At 66.0% G+C, this 18,312-nt stretch carries 20 protein-coding genes and 1 pseudogene; 13 read left to right on the top strand and 8 right to left on the bottom strand.

The features are described 5' to 3' along the window. Positions 1-67 precede the first annotated feature (67 nt). A pseudogene (locus tag ACT53R_RS03725) lies at positions 68-2,098 on the bottom strand (sodium-translocating pyrophosphatase); the annotation flags it as partial. A gap of 289 nt (positions 2,099-2,387) precedes the next feature. Between ACT53R_RS03725 and ACT53R_RS03720 the strand changes: the two are divergent. Continuing rightward, complete coding sequence (locus ACT53R_RS03720) at positions 2,388-2,924, top strand: hypothetical protein (protein ID WP_476170496.1); 537 nt, start codon at positions 2,388-2,390, stop codon at positions 2,922-2,924. Here ACT53R_RS03720 and ACT53R_RS03715 read toward each other — a convergent pair. From ACT53R_RS03715 to ACT53R_RS03695, 5 genes are all read right to left on the bottom strand, one after another. After that, entirely contained in the window at positions 2,866-3,816 is a 951-nt protein-coding gene (locus ACT53R_RS03715; protein WP_476170495.1) for an alpha/beta hydrolase, read from the bottom strand. The genes ACT53R_RS03720 and ACT53R_RS03715 overlap by 59 nt on opposite strands. Then, the gene (locus ACT53R_RS03710) at positions 3,813-4,397 is read right to left on the bottom strand and encodes a DUF3106 domain-containing protein (protein ID WP_476170494.1); all 585 of its coding nucleotides are present in this window, start codon (positions 4,395-4,397) and stop codon (positions 3,813-3,815) included. Before ACT53R_RS03710 ends, ACT53R_RS03715 begins: the two co-directional genes overlap by 4 nt. After that, positions 4,394-4,939 carry a hypothetical protein gene (locus ACT53R_RS03705; protein WP_476170493.1) on the bottom strand — a complete coding sequence of 182 codons (546 nt, stop codon included), beginning with the start codon at positions 4,937-4,939 and terminating at the stop codon, positions 4,394-4,396. Before ACT53R_RS03705 ends, ACT53R_RS03710 begins: the two co-directional genes overlap by 4 nt. Further along, a complete protein-coding gene (locus ACT53R_RS03700) occupies positions 4,936-5,520 on the bottom strand; it encodes an RNA polymerase sigma factor (RefSeq protein ID WP_476170492.1) in 585 nt (194 codons plus the stop codon). Before ACT53R_RS03700 ends, ACT53R_RS03705 begins: the two co-directional genes overlap by 4 nt. 69 nt (positions 5,521-5,589) lie before the next feature. Further along, positions 5,590-5,925: a hypothetical protein gene (locus tag ACT53R_RS03695; protein ID WP_476170491.1), complete on the bottom strand. Its 336-nt coding sequence runs from the start codon at positions 5,923-5,925 to the stop codon at positions 5,590-5,592. Positions 5,926-6,032: 107 nt separating this feature from the next. Here ACT53R_RS03695 and ACT53R_RS03690 point away from each other — a divergent pair, with 107 nt between their 5' ends. The 11 genes from ACT53R_RS03690 to ACT53R_RS03640 all read left to right on the top strand — a co-directional run bounded on the left by ACT53R_RS03690 (position 6,033) and on the right by ACT53R_RS03640 (position 15,936). Beyond that, positions 6,033-6,362, top strand: coding sequence for an NAD(P) transhydrogenase subunit alpha part 2 (locus tag ACT53R_RS03690; protein ID WP_476170490.1), 330 nt, complete (start codon positions 6,033-6,035; stop codon positions 6,360-6,362). Then, positions 6,359-7,756: an NAD(P)(+) transhydrogenase (Re/Si-specific) subunit beta gene (locus ACT53R_RS03685; RefSeq protein ID WP_476170489.1), complete on the top strand. Its 1,398-nt coding sequence runs from the start codon at positions 6,359-6,361 to the stop codon at positions 7,754-7,756. The genes ACT53R_RS03690 and ACT53R_RS03685 overlap by 4 nt, the downstream gene beginning before the upstream one ends. Positions 7,757-7,854: 98 nt before the next feature. Beyond that, positions 7,855-8,784: a hypothetical protein gene (locus ACT53R_RS03680; RefSeq protein ID WP_476170488.1), complete on the top strand. Its 930-nt coding sequence runs from the start codon at positions 7,855-7,857 to the stop codon at positions 8,782-8,784. Positions 8,785-9,004: 220 nt separating this feature from the next. Then, on the top strand, positions 9,005-9,556 hold the full coding sequence (locus ACT53R_RS03675) for a hypothetical protein (RefSeq protein WP_476170487.1): 552 nt from the start codon (positions 9,005-9,007) through the stop codon (positions 9,554-9,556). A gap of 715 nt (positions 9,557-10,271) precedes the next feature. Next, positions 10,272-10,454, top strand: coding sequence for a hypothetical protein (locus tag ACT53R_RS03670; protein ID WP_476170486.1), 183 nt, complete (start codon positions 10,272-10,274; stop codon positions 10,452-10,454). Between the two features lie 96 nt (positions 10,455-10,550). After that, positions 10,551-10,853: a hypothetical protein gene (locus ACT53R_RS03665; protein WP_476170485.1), complete on the top strand. Its 303-nt coding sequence runs from the start codon at positions 10,551-10,553 to the stop codon at positions 10,851-10,853. A gap of 169 nt (positions 10,854-11,022) precedes the next feature. Then, positions 11,023-12,183: an IS4 family transposase gene (locus ACT53R_RS03660; RefSeq protein ID WP_476170484.1), complete on the top strand. Its 1,161-nt coding sequence runs from the start codon at positions 11,023-11,025 to the stop codon at positions 12,181-12,183. A 122-nt stretch (positions 12,184-12,305) separates the two neighbouring features. After that, complete coding sequence (locus ACT53R_RS03655) at positions 12,306-12,866, top strand: hypothetical protein (protein WP_476170483.1); 561 nt, start codon at positions 12,306-12,308, stop codon at positions 12,864-12,866. A 74-nt stretch (positions 12,867-12,940) separates the two neighbouring features. Then, complete coding sequence (locus ACT53R_RS03650; RefSeq protein WP_476170482.1) at positions 12,941-13,384, top strand: DUF6970 domain-containing protein; 444 nt, start codon at positions 12,941-12,943, stop codon at positions 13,382-13,384. 575 nt (positions 13,385-13,959) lie between these two features. After that, positions 13,960-14,397 (top strand): DUF1843 domain-containing protein, encoded by a 438-nt coding sequence (locus ACT53R_RS03645; protein ID WP_476170481.1) that lies wholly within the window; start codon positions 13,960-13,962, stop codon positions 14,395-14,397. A 90-nt stretch (positions 14,398-14,487) separates the two neighbouring features. Continuing rightward, positions 14,488-15,936 (top strand): GDL motif peptide-associated radical SAM/SPASM maturase, encoded by a 1,449-nt coding sequence (locus tag ACT53R_RS03640; protein WP_476170480.1) that lies wholly within the window; start codon positions 14,488-14,490, stop codon positions 15,934-15,936. A gap of 46 nt (positions 15,937-15,982) precedes the next feature. Here ACT53R_RS03640 and ACT53R_RS03635 read toward each other — a convergent pair whose 3' ends face one another. After that, entirely contained in the window at positions 15,983-16,255 is a 273-nt protein-coding gene (locus ACT53R_RS03635; protein ID WP_476170479.1) for a hypothetical protein, read from the bottom strand. 55 nt (positions 16,256-16,310) lie between these two features. Between ACT53R_RS03635 and ACT53R_RS03630 the strand changes: the two genes are divergently transcribed. Next, positions 16,311-17,000, top strand: coding sequence for a hypothetical protein (locus tag ACT53R_RS03630; protein WP_476170478.1), 690 nt, complete (start codon positions 16,311-16,313; stop codon positions 16,998-17,000). 95 nt (positions 17,001-17,095) lie between these two features. Here the strand turns inward: ACT53R_RS03630 and ACT53R_RS03625 are convergent, their stop codons facing one another. Then, positions 17,096-18,217 (bottom strand): Kelch repeat-containing protein, encoded by a 1,122-nt coding sequence (locus ACT53R_RS03625; RefSeq protein ID WP_476170477.1) that lies wholly within the window; start codon positions 18,215-18,217, stop codon positions 17,096-17,098. Between the last annotated feature and the right edge of the window lie 95 nt (positions 18,218-18,312).

The raw sequence follows: 18,312 nt of genomic DNA, 5'->3' as shown, positions 1-18,312 counted from the left end.
CGGCGACGGCGTCGTCATGGCCGGCCGGCGTGCCGGCGGTCCCCGAGGCCTGGCTCATGTCCAGCGGCAGCAGCGGGACCAGCAGCAGCGCGACGATGTTGATGATCTTGATCAGCGGGTTGATCGCCGGGCCGGCGGTGTCCTTGTACGGGTCGCCGACGGTGTCGCCGGTGACCGCGGCCTTGTGGGCCTCGCTGCCCTTGCCGCCGTGGTGGCCTTCCTCGATGTACTTCTTGGCGTTGTCCCAGGCGCCGCCGCCGGTGCACATGGAGATGGCGACGAACAGGCCGGTGACGATCGTGCCCATCAGCAGGCCGCCCAGTGCGGCCGGGCCGAGGAACCAGCCGACGAGGATCGGGATGATCAGCGGCAGCATCGACGGGAAGATCATTTCCTTGATCGCCGCGCGGGTCAGCAGGTCGACCGCCTTGTCGTACTCCGGCTTGCCGGTGCCTTCCATGATCCCCTTGATCTCGCGGAACTGGCGGCGCACTTCCTCCACCACCGCGCCGGCGGCGCGGCCCACGGCCTGCATGGCGTACGCGCCGAACAGGAACGGGATCATGCCGCCGATCAGCAGGCCGATCAGCACCTTCGGGTCGTTGATCGCGAAGATCGCATCGCTGTAGGCATCGCCCATGCGCTCGTGCAGCTTGTGCGCGTAGTCGGCGAACAGCACCAGTGCGGCCAGGCCGGCCGAACCGATGGCGTAGCCCTTGGTCACGGCCTTGGTGGTGTTGCCCACGGCGTCGAGGGCGTCGGTGGTCTTGCGGATGTCCTTGCCCAGCTCCGACATTTCGGCGATGCCGCCGGCGTTGTCGGTGATCGGGCCGTAGGCGTCGAGGGCGACGATCACGCCGGCCATCGACAGCATCGACACCGCGGCCACCGCGATGCCGAACAGGCCGGCGAGCGTGTAGCAGCCGTAGATCGCGGCGGCGACCGCGAGCACCGGCAGCGCGGTCGACTTCATCGACACGGCGAGGCCGGCGATGACGTTGGTGCCGTGGCCGGTTTCGGAGGCCTTCGCGACCTGCTGCACGGGGGCGTACTCGGTGGCGGTGTAGTACTCGGTGATCACCACCATCGCCGCGGTCAGCGCCAGGCCGATCAGCGCGCAGTAGAACACCGGCATGGCGTTGGCGACGATCATCTGCTGGGTGACGAAGTAGAAGCCGATCGCGGACAGCACGCCCGCGACGATCAGCCCCTTGTACAGCGCCTTCATGATCTTGCCGTCGCTGCCGACCTTCACGAAGAAGGTGCCGACGATCGAGGCGACGATCGACACCGCGCCCAGCACCAGCGGGTAGAGCACGCCGCCGTTGCCGTAGGTGGCGAACGAGATGCCGGCGATCAGCATCGCGGCGACGATGGTCACCGCGTAGGTCTCGAACAGGTCGGCGGCCATGCCGGCGCAGTCGCCGACGTTGTCGCCCACGTTGTCGGCGATGACGGCCGGGTTGCGCGGGTCGTCCTCGGGGATGCCGGCCTCGACCTTGCCCACGAGGTCGGCGCCGACGTCCGCACCCTTGGTGAAGATGCCGCCGCCGAGGCGCGCGAAGATCGAGATCAGCGACGAGCCGAACGCCAGGCCGATCATCGGCTGCAGCGCGGCCTTGATGCCGGCCTCGTCCGTCGCGCCCTTGCCGACGAACCAGTAGTAGCCGGCCACGCCGAGCAGGCCGAGGCCGACCACGAGCATGCCGGTGATCGCGCCGCCGCGGAAACTCACCGCCAGCGCGTCGTTGAGGCCCTTGGTGGCGGCCTGCGTGGTGCGCACGTTGGCGCGGACCGAGACGAACATGCCGATGAAGCCGGCCACGCCCGAGAGCACCGCACCGATCGCGAATCCGATCGCGGTCGGCCAGTCGAGGGCCAGGCCGATCACCGCGAACAACACGACGCCGACCACGGCGATGGTCGTGTACTGCCTGCGCAGGTACGCGCCGGCGCCTTCCTGGATCGCCGCGGCGATCTGCTGCATGCGTTCGTTGCCCGCGGGCTGCGCCATGATCCAGCGCGCGGACACGATGCCGTACACGATCGCGATGGCCGCTGCGGCCAGTGCGATCCACATTGCGTGTTGCTCGAGCATGAAACCCTCCCCAGAGTCGGAAATCGCTGCGAAAAACGGCACGGAGGCATCCTCCGCCGGACCGTACGTGACCGTGTGGCCTTGCGGCCTGGACGGGCAACCGCCCGACTATGGCACAGCCGTCGCGCCGGGTGGAAACGGCGACGACGGGGGCGCGATGGCCTTCACGGTTGGTGCGCCGCAGCATGCATGGGCATGCGACGCGATGATTTGATCCAGCCCAAGTTCACGCGCATTCGGGCAGTGTCCGGGGCGCTTTCCGTCCCGTCTTCTTCTTCCGGATTCCCGCATGCGCCTGCCGTCCCGTCGCTTCGTTCGCCCGCTGCCGATGGCGGTGCCCCTGGTCCTGGCGCTTTCGTGGCCGGTTTGGGCGGGCGCGCAGGGGCCCGAAGTGAAGCGCGACCCGTTCCCGGCGCAGGCGGTCGGCCAGGTGCACACGCTGCGGATCATCCCCGAGACCTGCGCCTACCTGCGGGGCCGTTTCGTCGCCGACCCCGCGAAGCCCTACCTGCTCGGTGCCGCACGCACCGCGCCGCGCTGCCAGCCGCGGGCGCGGCTGGTGGATCCGGCGAAGGCGATGCCGGCCGCCGAGCGTGGCTGGATCCTCAACGACGAACTCCGCGTGCCGAATGCCGCCTGCCCGAAGCAGGTTGCCGTGATCCGGATCTGGCGCAAGCCTGCCGACGCCGCCCCGCTGCGCCCCGACGCGCAGGGCCGCCCGCGCATCTATCTCGACGACGCGAAGAAACAGGCCGAAGCCGGCCGGCTCAACGCCCTGCCGCAGTTCGCGGCGGTGCTGGCGATGGAAGGCGCGGGTTGTCCCTGATCGCGTCCGTCGCGTCCAGTCGCACGCCCGCTTCGCGCAGGAAGGTCTCGACCGCCTCGGTATAGGCGTTGTCCTCGCCCAGCCGGCGATTGATCCCGCCGTGATCCAGCGCCACCGGCAGCAGCCGCGTGCGCGTGCCGAAGTTCGCGGCGCGGGCGAGGAAGTCGCGATTGCGCGTGCAGGAATCCGGGCGCGCCTCGGCGCAGACCGCGAGGATCGGCGCGGTGGCCGCCTTCAGCCTGTGGCGCGGCGAAGCCGCCTGCCAGAACGCCGGATTGTCACCGAAGGCCTGCGCGAACAGCGGACGATCCGGCGGGGCCTGCATCGTCGCCACCACGTCGACGGCGGCCGAATCCAGCAACACCGTTGCCCGCCACGGTCGTGCGCCGGTCTCGCGCTGCAGCTCGGGCGCGGCGGTCAGCAGCGCGACGAGATGCGCGCCCGCGGAATGGCCGATCAGCACGAAATCATCGGGATCGCCGCCGGCCTGCGCGGCACGCGCCTGCGCCCAGGCCAGCGCGCGGCCGACATCGCGGGCCTGTTCGATCGGATCGATCGCCGGCACGCGGCGATAGTCGACCGACACCACGATCGCCCCGCGTGCGTTCCAGCGCCGACGCTTGGCATCGATGCCCGCGGGCGACGCCTTGTCGCCGCCCTGCCAGCCGCCGCCGTGCACGTAGACCAGCGTCGGCGCATGCACCGGATTCGACGGGAGATACACGTCGACGCGCTGGTGCGGGTCCGGGCCGTAGGCGAGGTCGCGCAGCGTCGAAGCGGACGGTGCGGCTTCGGCCGCCGGCGTGGCGGCGCGGAAGAACGGGCTCGCGGCCAGCACCGCGAGGAAGGCGAGCAGCGGCCAGGGGGTTCCCCGCCGCTGCCGCGGGGTCACAGTGCCCCCTGCCCGCCGCGGCGCCGGGTGCGCATCCACTCGCGGCGCTGTTCCGGGGTCATCGACTGCCACTGCCGGCGCATCTGCTCGCGCTGCTCGGGCGACATCGTGTCGTACTGGCGGCGCAGGTCGCGGCGATCCTCCTGCGGCAGGCCGCGGAGGTCGTCGCGCAGTTGCTGGCGCTGGTCCGGCGGCAAACCGTTGCGAGGCTCGCCGCGGGATTGCCGGTAGGCGGACATCGCGCGTTCGCGTTCCTCCGGCGACATCTGTTCCCAGCGATGCTGGCCGTGCATCGCCTGGCGGCGCTGGTCGGGCGTCATCTGCCGCCAGCGTTCGGCGTGTTGCAGCATCCGCGCGCGCTGGCCCGGGTTGCCGTTCCAGCGCTCGCGCACCACGGCCATGATCGCGTCGCGTTGCGCGGGCGAGAGGTGGTCCCAGTCGGGCAGCGAGGCCGGTGCCGCGGTCCCCGGGCGCATCGGCGGGGGCGGAGGGGGGCGCGAGGTGGACTGCGCGAACGGCGCAGCGGCCGGCGCCAGCAGGCCCGCGCACACCAGCAGCAGCGACAGGAACGAGCGGTTCATAGCGACTCCGGGGCGGCGGACTGGTCGCCCTGCGCGGCCAGCCACAGATAGAAATCGGGACTTTCGTCCATCGCGCCGAGGTCGCCGGCCGCCTGTGCGGCGTCGAAGTCGGCGGCGGTCCAGTCGGCGGGCAGTGCGTCGACGGCGACGACCTCGTCCGTCTGCGCGGCGGGCGCGGGTGCGACTGCGACCTGCTGCGGCATCGGTACGGCTGCCGGCAGATCGGGGGGGGGCGCAGTCGGCGTCGCATCGGGCGTGACCTCGGCAATGGCCGGCGCCTGCGCCGGTGCACGGCCGGCGTCGTCGGCGGGCGTGCGCAGGAACAGCAGGCCCACCGTCAGCGCCAGCGCGGCACTGCCGCCGACGGCCAGCATCGGCCACAGGCGGACGCCGGCCGGGGCTTCGCCCTTGAGCGCGGCGCGCCGGCGCTGCACGAGCTGCGCCTGCACCCGCGGCGACAGACGGTCGAGCGAGGCCGCGTGGGCGCGCCGTGCGGCGGCGTCGAAGGCGGTTTCGGCGGGGGTGGGGCGATCCGAGGTCATCGGAAATCCTCCAGTCGTTTCTGCAGGGTGTCGCGGGCGCGGGAGAGATGGGTCTTCACCGACCCCTCGCTGCAACCCATGATCCGCGCGGTGGTGGCGACATCGCAGTCTTCCAGCACGCGCAGGGTGAAGGCTTCGCGCTGCCGCGCGGGCAGCGCGCGCAGGGCCTCGGCCAGGGTGTCGTAGGCCTCGCGATGATCGTGGGCCTGCGACGGATCGGGGGCGCCGTCGGGCGCCTGTTCGGTCCAGTCGATGTCGTCCTCGCCATCGCGCGACGACTTCGGCGAGACCAGCCAGCGCATCCGGAACAGCCCGCGGCGCTGGATGTCCACGATCCGGCTGCGCAGGATGCTCCAGAACAGCGGCGTCCATTCGTCCGACGGCCGGTCGCGATAACCCATCATCCGGATCATCGCGTCCTGCACTGCGTCCAGTGCGTCCTCGCGGTGGCGCAGCCCCAGTTCGGCGAACCGGAACGCGCGCGCCGAGATGCCTTCCAGGAAGGCATCGAAGGAAAGGCCCCCGACCGCCCCCGGGGAGGGAACGGCGGGGACAACGCGCTGGCCTGCGTCCGGACTCACGCGCGAAAGCTTATGCGGTACCGCAGGCGCGGTGCGACCGCCGGGCGAGCCGTCCGCCATCGGCGCCGCTCAATGCCGATGGTCCCAGCGACGCTCGGCGCGGTCGCCACGACGGTCCCAGCGCTGCTCCGCCTGGTTCCCCTTGCGGTCGAAGCGGGCGTCGGCGCGATCGCCGGCCTGCGCCAGCCGGTCCGCGCGCTGGTCGTGGCCGTTGGTCTCGGCGTGTGCGGCGCGCTGGTCGAAGCGGTGTTCGAGACGATCACCCTTGCGGTCGAAGCGGGCCTCGGCCTGTTCGCCACGACGGTCGAAACGGTGGTCGAGGCGGTCGCCACGATCGGCGGCGAGGGAAGAACCGGCGGCGAGCAGCGCGCCCAGCGCGAGGGGAAGGGCAAGGAGCGATTTCATGATCGGGGTCCTGTCGGAGTGGTCGGGGGCTTGCCGGCCGGCGGGACAGAGAACGCCCCGATGCCGCGCCGGTTGACAGCCCCCGTCGCATTCATCCCGCGGTTATGATGCGGACAGGCCCTGGGGAAGAGAGGACATCGTCCGTGGATGGTTTCGTAGCGCTCTACATCTTCATGCTGGCGGCCATCGCCGGCCATGTGATCATTTCGCGCGTGCCGGTGATCCTGCACACCCCGCTGATGTCCGGCAGCAACTTCATCCACGGCATCGTCCTGATCGGCGCCATGGTCGTGCTGGGCCACGCCGAGACTCCGCTGGAGCAGGCGGTCGGCTTCGTCGCCGTGCTGCTGGGCGCCGGCAACGCCGCCGGCGGCTACGTCGTCACCGAACGCATGCTCGACATGTTCAAGTCCTCGAAGAAGGGGGACAAGGCATGAGCGCGGTCGAACTGCTCTCGCTGCTGGTCAAGGCCAGCTACTTCGTCGCCGCCACCCTCTTCCTGCTCGGCCTGCAGCGCATGGCCTCGCCGAAGACCGCCCGCAGCGGCATCCAGTGGGCCGGCGTGGGCATGGTGCTGGCCACCATCGCCACGTTCTTCCTGCCCGGCCTGCACAACCTGCCGCTGATCGCCGTCGCCATCGTGCTGGGCGTCGCGGTCAACTGGATCTGGGGCAAGAAGGTCGCCATCACCGACATGCCGCAGATGGTCGCGCTGTTCAACGGCATGGGCGGCGGCTCGGCCGCGGCCATCGGCGCGGTGGAACTGCTGAAGTTCTCCGCCGGCGGCGAATCGCCGAACAACGTCACGCTGGCGCTGGCCGTGATCGGCGCGCTGATCGGCGCCGTGTCGCTGACCGGCTCGATCATCGCCTGGGCCAAGCTCGACGGCCGCATGGACAAGCGCTACACCTTCCCCGGCCAGCAGGTGTTCAACGCGCTGGTCGCGATCGCCGCGGTCGTGCTGGGTGCGATGGCGCTGCATACGCTGGAACTGCCGTACATCGTCGGCTTCTTCGCCGCCGCGCTGGCGCTGGGCGTGCTGATGACCCTGCCCATCGGCGGCGCCGACATGCCGGTGGTCATCTCGCTCTACAACGCCTTCACCGGCCTCGCGGTCGCGTTCGAAGGCTACGTGCTGGGCAACGAGGCCCTGATCATCGCCGGCATGATGGTGGGCGCCGCGGGCATCCTGCTGACCCGCCTGATGGCGAAGGCGATGAACCGCTCGATCAAGTCGGTGCTGTTCTCCAACTTCGGCGCCACCGGCGAGGCCCAGGCCATCACCGGCAGCCAGAAGCCCATCGACGCCAGCGACGTCGCCGCGATGATGGCCTTCGCCGAACGCGTGGTGATCGTGCCCGGCTACGGCCTGGCCGTCGCCCAGGCCCAGCACAAGATCTGGGAACTCACCCAGCGTCTGATCGAGCGCGGCGTGAAGGTGAAGTTCGCCATCCACCCCGTCGCCGGCCGCATGCCCGGCCACATGAACGTGCTGCTCGCCGAAGCCGGCGTGCCGTACGACCTCATCGCCGACATGGACGACATCAACCCCGAGTTCGCCAACACCGACGTGTCGCTGGTCATCGGCGCCAACGACGTGGTCAACCCCGTCGCCAAGACCGACCCCGCCTCGCCGATCTACGGCATGCCCATCCTCGACGTCGTCAACAGCAAGAACACCATCGTCATCAAGCGCGGCAAGGGCACGGGGTTTGCGGGTATCGAGAATGCGCTGTTCTATGCTGACAACACCCGGATGCTGTACGGCGATGGCGCAGACATGGCGAATCAGCTCGTGAGCGAACTCAAGGCGTTGGATGGGGGGCATTAAGTTCGCTTAATCGGCCTCGTGGGAGCTTTTCGATAAAAATATTGGTTCAGAGTCAACAAAACCCGGTTGGCAGCGAGGTCCTAGCGAGGATTGCGATTGTGCGGCCTATTTTGACTGCACTACTGGCGGGCATTAAGGCGGACGTATTAAAAGAGCTCGGTGGCATTGACGGAATGAGATTGTTCATGCTTCCTAGAGCCTATCGTGAGGGCGCTGGTGATATCGGATTTTGTTTTGAGTGGGCGATACACGACGCGATAAGGCGAAATGATCCAGTAGTGTTGGATCGGCTTTCGGAAGCTTCAAGGCTCTGCAGGTTGCCCGGCGATTCATTTCAATCGATACTTTTTGGCGTTGAAAAATCTGGAAAGACACGGATTATCGATTCAGCTAATGAGCTGCTAACCGATGAGTCGAGAATTTTGACAGGCGTTCAATCGCAACCCCCAAAATTGAAGGCCTACGTGAACATGCTTGCGTCGGCATTCCATCGGCCGGAAACGCGCGCATCTCTGCCTTCATCTATCAACGGGCTTTGGAAAGCCGATCTTTTTTTTGGAACGACGGATGCCGATCGCTGGCTGGGCACAACTCTAAAGATCAATGCGCGGCAGTTAGAAGGCGCCAGAGGGCTCCGTATTGGCATAGTGCCCGCAACGCAAGGAGCAAGCGATAGGGTATTTCGAGACGATGCTAAGAATCTTGTGGTCTGCCCGATTCCTTATGATGGATCGTTTATGGAATTATTTTTTACGGGATGGAGGATTGTTCAGCAATTCATCGCTTACGACGCTAGGTTGCCTGCACCAGTTGCGCTGCCAGTTCCTGCGGATCGGCAAGTCGCGAGAGAGCTCGAGATGCGGCGAGATTTTCCGATTTTAGGTGTGATCGAGGCATTAAGGGCGCAGTCGCAGACTGATCTTCTTGAAGCGCATGAAAGAAATGTTGATGTAGTGGTTGAGCGTGACGGTGGCACCGTTCTCAACGATCTCGTTCTTTCCCCTGTGGCTGCATATTCGCCGGGATGAGTGCAAACTCGCTCTGCCTACGGCCGAGCTAACTTGATAAGGCGATCATTTGCGGCGGCGTAAGATAAAGGCGCACCGGCGCCTAACATGCATGATCTACGCCGTGCAGAGATTCTCAATACGCTTTTATGCTGCGCTCGGTATTGCCGAAGTCTTGTTGCATGGTGATATGTTGTGCGTCAGTATTCGGTATATGCCAAGTTAAGAGCAAAAGAAAAAAATGAGAAGAAATTTTGAACGCTACACAGCAATATGCAATGGTCTTGGTATAAAGATTAATGAAGATGCTGCGCTTGAAGTATCTGATAGGCTGTGGCAACTATCGCATTCACTTTGTCAGATAAAGCACTATGTGGATTTATATGATTCAGCTGAGATGGATCCAAGTGATCACCTTGAGCTCATTGCACATGGCGATATTTTGTTTAAAAGCGCAAGATATTATGTGGAATCATATTATTACTTTGCTCATCGAATTTACAAAATATTGACGCATAAGAGCATTCCGTTGCCTCATTTGCAATCATTTAAGTGCAAAGGCGTGCTGTTTGCAAGAAACAACCTTATTGAGCACCCGGAAAGTAAATCCGCTAATGCCACTTTTACATCTTACTCCTACAATGCGAAAACAGGCTTCAGGCTTCGCACGTCAAGTAATCCTGCGCAACCATTCAAGGACAAGGGGATAATTTACAATTCAAATGAGTTTGAAAGAAATTTTGACCTTGTTGTTGAGAAGGCAATCGAAAAATTGCGTCAGGTGGGCACCTAGTAATTCTTTTGAAATCATAAGGCGGGCTTAAACCTGCCCTGCGGCTGAGCAAAAAAGATTTTTCGTAAGGCCGTTAGGTGCATACGCTTCGTAGGGTGCATAAGCGAAGCGTCATGCACCTTCTTCGAGACCCCGACATCGTCGAGCCATGACGGCGCATGACGCCTTCGGCTTATGCGCCCTACAAAAGCCAAAGCCTGCACGGACAGGGTGATAGATGCTCACCGTTGCCGTCCCAGCATCGCACCGTGCTCGGCGCGTCAAGGTCGAGGTGAATTGCTGCGCAAACCTTGACGCGCCTGCGCGCGATGCGGGTTGGACTCGCCAACGGCGGCCACAGTGGCTGCCGGGCGAAATTGGGTTCCGCCATGTCCAAGTCACAGTTCCAGCCGTCCAACGTCCTCATCGTCGAAGTCCCGCCGCAACTCGTAAGGCGGGCTTGAGCCCGCCCTACGGCCGAGCAAGAAGTTTTTCGTAGGGCGGGCCCTGGGCCCGCCGATGTTGAAGCGGAGAACTCGGCAGACGCATCGAAATCAAAGGCGCAGGCGGGTTGAGTTGTGTAGGTGCCCACCGTTGTCGTCCCAGCATCGCACCGTGCTCGGCGCGTCAAGGTCGGGGGCGAGTTGCTGCGCAAACCTTGACGCGCCTGCGCGCGATGCGGTTCGGACTCGCCAACGGTGCCCACTTCGGGTTCCGGGCGAAGCGGAGTTCCGCCATGTCCAAGCCGCAGTTCCAGCCGTCCAACGTCCTCATCGTCGAAGTCCCGCCGCAGTTCATCGCCCTGTGCGAAGACAGCGGCGCCAGCCCGCAGGCCACCCTGCGCGGCATGGCCGCCATGCTCTGCGGCCTGCGATACGATGCCGACAGCCGCCTGGTGCCGCTCGACGGCGCCGGGTGACGGCTTCACCGCCGGGCGCTTCGCGCCCGGCCTGCGATTCCCTCGGCGGGTGCGGGACGAGTTCACGGGTTTGCAGATGATCGGAGGTCGGGGCCGTTGAGGCGCAAGCATTCCAAAACCGATGAAGTCGTATTGGTCGGGCTGGGGATCCTGGCCGGCGCCTATTGTCTGTTCGGCGCCATCATCGACGACGTGTACGTGGGGCCAGGCAGGCCGCATCTGCACGGGTTCCGGGCGTGGTCGGTGACCCTCGCCGTGCTGCTCTGCATCTGGGCCGTCTGGGTCCGCGAGCTTTCCCGAACGACGTCGACCCGAAGGAAGACCCGCCACGAAATGCTGCTGCTCGCCATGGCCTTCTACGTTTACATCGCCGGATACAACGGGCGTCTCTGCAATTGAGCAGGCGCCAGACGTCAATCGGTGCGAGGGCCGTAGGCTGGGTCATCGACCTAAGGTCTCCCCACTTTTTCTGATTGCGGATCAATGAGATAGGGGGTAGTGTCCGCAAAAAACGGCGCGTGCATGACGCGGTTTTTTCCTCGGGGTGTCGAAGCCTGAGGACCACGCCATGCACGCTACCGGGATTTTGAACCGCGCGCTCTCGCCTGCGCTAGAGCCCATGCATGGTGGCCGACGCAAGGTCTTGATGCGCGCCGTCGAGTCGTTGATCGGCGGCCGTCGTTTGACGTTGACCGATCTTGCCCGTTCCTGGCCCGGCGCCACCTTTGCGCACGCGCCGCTGAAGGCGCTGGACCGATTGCTGAGCAATCGGCATCTGCACAGGGAACTGGATGCCCTGCATCTTGCAATGGCGATCTGGCTGATGCCTCAGACCTGTCCGGTGATCGTGGTGGACTGGTCGGATCTGAAGGGTGACGGGCGTTGGTGCCTGCTACGCGCGGCGGTGCCGGTAGGCGGTCGATCGCTCACGGTGTGCGAACGGATTTATCCGATTTCGGAGCTGAACTCGCCACGGGCGCAGCGTGCGTTTCTTGAGACCTTGGCGCAAATGGTTCCGGCGGGAAAGCGCCCCGTGATCGTCAGCGATGCCGGCTTTCGGAGCGATTGGTTCAGGGCGGTTGCTGCGCGAGGGTGGGACTATGTCGGTCGATTGCGCAACAACACGAAAGTCAGGCAAGGGCATCGTGCCTGGCGCCCGTGCAACACGCTGCATGCGGGCGCTAGAGGGGATGCCCAAGCGTTGGGACAGTGGGAGATCGTGAAGGGTCGGCCGTGGATGTGCTTTCTGGTCCGCATCCGGCGCAGACCTCGCAAGCAAGGCACGCGTGCGAGCACACCATCGCGCGGCAGGACAATCGAGAAGATCCTCAAGCGCGAACGCGAGCCTTGGTTGCTTGCGACGTCACTGTCACCACAAGTGGCAAGCGCAGCACAGATCGTGGCGATCTATTCCAGACGGATGCAGATCGAACTGGCATTCCGGGATTTGAAAAGCCATCGCTTCGGGATGGGATTCGAAGACAGTTTGACCCGGGGGCCGAAGCGGTTGGCCGTATTGCTGTTGCTTCATGCAATGGCGGCCTTTGCGGCATGGCTGCTGGCGAAAGCATTCAGGACGGAGGGCGTGAAGGTTGACCCGATGACGTCCCAAAAAAATCATCGCCACCGGTACAGCGATCAACGCCGAGGTCTGGAATGGCTGCGGCAGCGATGTTGGCCGCCGCAGTTGGTTCGGATTGCCAGCAGGACCGGAACGTGGCGTGGGTAAATTTCCTAGGAAAAAGTGGGGAGACCTTAGGTCATCGACCCAGCGATGTTCCGATCCGTCATGCGCTGGGTGCAAAGCAACCAGCCTCTGCCATCAGCAGGGAACTCGAAGCGAGGTGACACGTGCGCTTGTCCGCCATTGCGCTGCTGACGTGTGCGATCGCCGGTTGCGGCGAAACCGGATCATCGGCCATCCCGTCGGGCACCCCGCCCATCCGCGACCGCTACCAGCACCAGATCCCCGCCTTCGGCGGCCGCCTGCTCGGCAGCGATCACGGTGAATGGGGCGGTCGGTTGTCCTTCCAGTACGACGACGGCACCGTCGTGCGGCTGCTGGACACGAATGTCGTCGGTCTCCATCGGATGCCTTTCGGCCATGTCGTCGTGACGGGCCTTTGGCACATGCGGGCCGATGACGGAAAGCTGCTGCTGGTCACGCGCAACGGCGACCGGAAGCTCCGCGTCGATGTGCTCGCGATCCTGCCGCATGCGGCGGTGCAATCGTGGCAGCGCACGGACGGATCGCTGGACATCGCGATGCTCGACAAGGACATCGAACCCCGTGACGGGGTATGGCCCTTCCAGTGCGTGCATCTCGGGCTTGATCGGCGTGTCGAGCCGATGCCATGTCCTCGACCGGATGGTGAGCTGATGCTCGTGACGACGGGCGGCTCGTCGCGGTGAAGGATGCGCGAGCTTCGGCCTCGCGTGTGGGCGTGGCTGCCTGCTCCCGGTGACGAGTGTGACGCCGAATGGCGATGTCTGCGTCGCCCGCGGGCTCCTCGATGCGTCAGGATGCCCGCACGCCGCCACTTGATCACGGAGATCGCATCATGCAAAAGCCCGAGTCGTCGAGGCGTCGCCGCGTGCGACGCTGGTTGGTCGGGATCGCCATCGCGGGTGCGTCCTTCTGGTTGTTCGTCGCCTCTCCGGTCTTCGTGGCGTCGATGCTGTGGCAGATCGCCGTGACATCGGAGGTGTCGCCACCGAGCAGCATTGTCCGGGTCCCGGGACTGGGCGGTGATCGCTACCTGCTGCTGGAAGATGCCGCCGACGGCTACCGCGTTCTCTACGACGGCTGGGGGCGCGAGGTCTGCATCCCCGGCGGTGGCATGGATGGCCAGGGCGACGGCCGCTGCCCGGATGCGCTGGCCGATGCCTTTTTCCGCGTACCCCTCTGGTCGAAGCAGTGGTTCGAGTGAGCGGTGTGCCGTCCGACGGGCGCAGCGCCTGCAACCCGCACAGCGGCGCGTCGAGCTGCGATGCGGATGACGTCGTCCGGCAACGACGCAGGCGCAAGGGTCGGAGATGGATGCAGGTCCTTCGGACGAAGCTTGACGCTGCATGCCTTCGCGGTTTCGAGGCGGCGTGTTCGCGCGTTTCGATCGCGATTGATTCCATCACTCGAAAGAGGCGCAGGCATTCGTGATTCCTCGGAAAATGCAGTGCTTTTCGTGCATTGAAAATACGAATCGCGTTCGTCGCGATTTGCCTTGACAGCGACGAAAGCGCGGTCCTAGATTGACCGCAGGAAGCTTGGACAAGGACATGTCGCAGCATGCCGACGCGCATGACGCCATGGACGCGATGCAGGTTTCCGACACAGGGGGTATTGGCCACTCGGCGCCGTGATCCGGCGCGGACGATGTCGCGCTCCCGCATCCCGGTGCAGTTCCTTCTTCGGCATGGACCGGCCCCGCTGCATGTCCGGCTTTGCAGGGATTTCCAGGACAAGGAACTGGTGATTCGTTTCGTCCATCCATGACGGAGATTGCCGATGTCGACCCCGAACCCGCATTTCATTCCGCTGTACGGCGTGGCCATGCAGGACGCGCTGAAGAGCGGCACGCTCGCTGATCTGCAGAAGGCCCGCGACGACGCGGTGAAGTTCCTGTCCGACGCCGCCGACGTCGCGCGCCTGCTGCCGCAGGTGGAGAAGGCGCTGGCCGCGCAGGGCGGCGTGATCCGGCCGCTGTACGCGGTCACCATCCAGGATGCGCTGGCACGCGGCGACCAGGCCGAGATCGGGCGCATCAAGGGCGAGATCGCCGCGTATGCGCAGATGATCGCCAATCCCGAGAGCGGCGCGGTGTCGGTGACGCCGTACGGCCTCGCGATCCAGCAGGCGAAGGATCGCGGCGACCAGGCCGAGGTCGAGCGTCTGACGAAGGTCGCCGAAGGCCTGCTGGCGCAGTTGAACGCCGGCAAGTCCTGATCCGCGCAGTACGGTTCTCCGGGTGACCGGCCGTTCCATGCAGGGATGGGCGGCCGGTCACTTTCTCATCCAGGGAAGGCAGGGGGCGAGATGGACGAGCTGACGAAGCTGCAGCCGGCGCGTGCGCGCAACCTCATCGATCTGAATCGCCACGTGCCCGTGCACGTGGTCTGGGAAATCACGCTGTCGTGCAACCTCAAGTGCCAGCACTGCGGCTCGCGTGCGGGCAAGCGGCGTCCCGACGAACTCAACACGGCGGAGGCGCTGTCGGTCATCGACCAGCTGGCGGCGTTGGGCACGCGCGAGATCACGCTGATCGGTGGCGAGGCCTACCTGCGTCGCGACTGGCTGCAACTGGTCGAGCGCATCGCGCACCATGGCATCCGCTGCGGCATGCAGACCGGGGCGCGTGCGCTGACGCGCAAGCGGCTCGAAGACGGCAAGCGCGCGGGCCTCTTCGGCATCGGCGTGTCGCTCGACGGCATGGAAGACCTGCACGATCGCGTGCGTGGCGTGAAGGGCGCGTGGCAGGAAGGCATCCGCGCGATCGAGACCGCGAAGGAACTCGGCCTCGGCGCCAGTTGCAACACGCAGATCGGCGCGGAGACGATTGAACAGCTGGAACCGCTGTTCCACAAGCTCATCCAGGTCGGCGCCAGCCACTGGCAACTGCAGATCACGGTGGCGATGGGCAACGCGGTCGAGAACGACCATCTACTGCTGCAGCCGTATCGCATCCTCGAATTGATGCCGCTGCTGGCGCGGCTGTACACCGAAGGCGTGTCGCGCAATTTCCTGCTGACCTTCGGCAACAACCTCGGCTACTTCGGGCCGTACGAACACCTGTGGCGCGGCTTCGGCGACGAGCGCCTGCACTGGAGCGGCTGCGCCGCCGGGCAGAACGTGATCGGGCTGGAAGCCGATGGCACCATCAAGGGCTGTCCGTCGCTGGCGACCGAAGGCTACGGCGGCGGCAACGTGCGCGACGCCACCGTCGCCGACCTGTGGAACCACTCGCCCGAACTGCATTTCGGCCGGCTGCGCGACATCGAATCGCTGTGGGGCTTCTGCCGCAGTTGCTACTACGCCGACGTGTGCCGCGGCGGTTGCACCTGGACATCGGATTCGCTGTTCGGCAAGCCCGGCAACAATCCGTACTGCCATTACCGCGCGCTTGAACTGGAGAAGCGCGGCATCCACGAGACCATCCGCAAGGTGGCGCCGGCGCCCGACAAGCCGTTCGCGATCGGCCGCTTCGAGCTGGTCGAGACACCGATCCCGGAGCGCGAGGTCGTCGCCACGCCGCCGACGCTGGAACCGTTCGTGCCGGTGCGCACGCCCGACGCACCGCTGCCGAAACTCGAGTTGTGCCGGAGCTGTTCGCAGTACATCTGGCCGCACGAGGTCACGTGCCCGCATTGCCAGGCGAACATCGCCGCGGCGGAAGCCCGGTACGCCGAGGAAGCCGCGCGCCAGCGGCAGATCCTGCTCGAACTGCGATCGGTGCTGGATCGGCTGAAGCAGCTGACGACGTCCTGATCTTTCGCCGGATCCTCTGCGTCGCGACGCGTGAGATGACGCGTCGCTACAGTCGTTTCCGACGGCGCGGCACATCCGCATCACCGACCACGACCACGCGGCACACGCCGCCGATCCGTCTCTCGCCCTTCCCATGGGCGCCGGGCACCGCATTGCGGTGCCCGGATTTCTTCGTGCATACGCGTGCCTGCATGTCGTCGCCGTGTGCCTGTGCGCTGGCGTTGCCGTTGCCGTTGCCGTTGCCGTGCGCGTCACCATCGGCGATGATCCCCCGCCGCGTCGTCCGCCCTCGTCGGCATCGACCGCGTTTCGACGACACGGAGTCCCTTCATCCCCACAAGGAGTGTTCCATGCAGGCAGGTGTGTCCTTTCCGATGTCCGACATGTTGGCGTGCTGGCAGGCGGTGCTGCCGGATGGCCGGCGCCTCGATGTCTGCCTCGACAAGGCCGGTCTCCACGACGGCATCGCGCGAGGATTCGCCGCGCTGTCCACGCATGACGCGCCGCTGGCGTTCTCGGTCGACGGTCGCGCCGAAGGCGACGCGATCGACGTGGCGCTGGTCGGACGCGGTCATGCGCAGGCCTTCCACTTCGCCGGTGTGCGTCGCGATGCCGGGCTCGAAGGCGAACTGCGCGAGCCGGCGACCGGCGCGGCGCACGCGATCACGTTCGCGCGCGCGCCCATGAACACGAAAGCCGCGATGCCGCTGAAGGACAGTCCGGATCCGGTGCCGGTGAACGTGACCTACGACGTGTCGACCAGTGGCGGCGACTTCCACTTCGCCAACTTCACGGTGATCCCGTGGCCCATCGGGACCTGGCGCGGCAGCAATCTGTGGGGGCACACCGACGGATTCGTCTGCTTCAGCTTCAGCTTCATCGATCTGTTCGAGGATGTGCTGGTGTGGAGCATGCTGGTCGGTCTGTCGCCGGTGGGCACGCTGTACTGCCGTCGTTCGCAGATGGGGCCCAACAAGACCGCCGATCTCGTCGACGGTACGGTGCTGTGGCTCGACGACCGCTGGACCAAGGTCACCGGCCAGATCACGCAGAACCAGAACTGATCGCGTCATCGCGATGACGCAGGACGCGCAGGGCGGCGGACCACCCTGCGCGCGATGCCGACCCGTCGCCGATCAGCGACGTCGACGAGAGGCGATCACTCGCTGTAGAGATCCGTGCTGGCGAGCACGACGTAGGTCGCCGACTTGCCGCCCGCGATCACCGCGACGCCGTTGCCCGCGAGCGCGCCGCTGGGCATGCTGCGCCCGGTCGACAGGTTGCCCGCGAGGCTCCACGTGTTGGTGACGGGGTTGTAGAGCTCGGCGCTGGTCAGCGTGTTGGGCCAGCCGGCGGCGATCAGCACCTTGCCGCTCGGCATGCGCAGCGCGACGTGCTGCTGGCGCGCGGCGGACAGCGTGCCGGCGGAGCTCCAGCTGTTGGTCGCGGGCGAATACAGTTCCGCCGTCGCGACCGAACCGTTGTCCGCGGCGCCGCCGACCACCAGCACCTTGCCGTTGTCGAGCGTGGTCGCGGTGTGCATGCTGCGCGCGGCCGCGAGCGTGCCCGCCGGGCTCCACGTGTTGGTGGCGGGGTTGTAGATCTCCGCGCTGGCGAGCTTCACGTAGCCGATGCCTTCGCCGCCGGACACCAGCACGCGGCCATCGGGCAGCAGCGCGGTCGCGGGCTCGCGACGCGCGGTCGCCAGCGGTGCCATCGTGGTCCACGTGTTGGTGGCAGCGCTGTAGCGCTCGACCGTGGCCTGCGGCGTGCCGTTGGTGATGACGCCGCCGACCGCGAGCACGTCGCCGTTCTGCAGCTGTGTCATGGCGATGCCGTAGCGGCTCTGGTTGAGCGAGCCGGCGCCGGTCCAGGTGTTGGTCGCCGGGTTGTAGAGCTCGGCGGTGCTCTGGATGCCGGTGGCACCGAGGCCGCCGGCGACCAGCACCTTGCCGTTGGGCAGCACCGCGAGGCCGGCCAGATAGTGCGAGGCGATGCTGTACGAACTCTGCGTCCAGGTGTTGGTGACGGGGTTGTAGAGGTCCGCGGTGTAGAAGGCGAAGGCCGAACGCTTGGCGTCGGCGCCGCCGACGATCATCACCCGGCCGTCGGGCAGCGTGATCGCGCTGGTCCCCGTGCGCGCGTTGGTCATCGCGGGGCCGGGCGTCCAGCCGGCGGCCTGGGCGAAGCTGCTGACGGCGAGCGTGGCGGCCAGCAGGCCGAGGCCGAGCGCGCGGCGGGAGGAACGGGTGCGGCGGAACTGCATGTGCGTCATGGTCATCCTTTGTGTGCGACGTTGGGGAGTGCGCCGTGCGCGCATCCATGCGCCCGCCGGCGCGACCGGCCCGCGACGGGTCGGCGTGTCCGATGCGTCCC

This window comes from Lysobacter sp. DMC104 (assembly GCF_056313665.1).
This window is presented reverse-complemented; position numbering and strand designations above follow the sequence as displayed.

Bases quoted from the DNA above. Each gene is read 5' to 3' on its own strand.
- ACT53R_RS03630 (WP_476170478.1), top strand. From the start codon at position 16,311: ATGTCCGACATGTTGGCGTGCTGGCAGGCGGTGCTGCCGGATGGCCGG.
- ACT53R_RS03640 (WP_476170480.1), top strand. From the start codon at position 14,488: ATGGACGAGCTGACGAAGCTGCAGCCGGCGCGTGCGCGCAACCTCATC.
- ACT53R_RS03710 (WP_476170494.1), bottom strand. From the start codon at position 4,397: ATGAACCGCTCGTTCCTGTCGCTGCTGCTGGTGTGCGCGGGCCTGCTG.
- ACT53R_RS03685 (WP_476170489.1), top strand. From the start codon at position 6,359: ATGAGCGCGGTCGAACTGCTCTCGCTGCTGGTCAAGGCCAGCTACTTC.
- ACT53R_RS03690 (WP_476170490.1), top strand. From the start codon at position 6,033: ATGCGGACAGGCCCTGGGGAAGAGAGGACATCGTCCGTGGATGGTTTC.
- ACT53R_RS03705 (WP_476170493.1), bottom strand. From the start codon at position 4,939: ATGACCTCGGATCGCCCCACCCCCGCCGAAACCGCCTTCGACGCCGCC.
- ACT53R_RS03720 (WP_476170496.1), top strand. From the start codon at position 2,388: ATGCGCCTGCCGTCCCGTCGCTTCGTTCGCCCGCTGCCGATGGCGGTG.
- ACT53R_RS03675 (WP_476170487.1), top strand. From the start codon at position 9,005: ATGAGAAGAAATTTTGAACGCTACACAGCAATATGCAATGGTCTTGGT.
- ACT53R_RS03650 (WP_476170482.1), top strand. From the start codon at position 12,941: ATGTCTGCGTCGCCCGCGGGCTCCTCGATGCGTCAGGATGCCCGCACG.
- ACT53R_RS03670 (WP_476170486.1), top strand. From the start codon at position 10,272: ATGTCCAAGCCGCAGTTCCAGCCGTCCAACGTCCTCATCGTCGAAGTC.
- ACT53R_RS03695 (WP_476170491.1), bottom strand. From the start codon at position 5,925: ATGAAATCGCTCCTTGCCCTTCCCCTCGCGCTGGGCGCGCTGCTCGCC.
- ACT53R_RS03660 (WP_476170484.1), top strand. From the start codon at position 11,023: ATGCACGCTACCGGGATTTTGAACCGCGCGCTCTCGCCTGCGCTAGAG.
- ACT53R_RS03645 (WP_476170481.1), top strand. From the start codon at position 13,960: ATGTCGACCCCGAACCCGCATTTCATTCCGCTGTACGGCGTGGCCATG.
- ACT53R_RS03625 (WP_476170477.1), bottom strand. From the start codon at position 18,217: ATGACCATGACGCACATGCAGTTCCGCCGCACCCGTTCCTCCCGCCGC.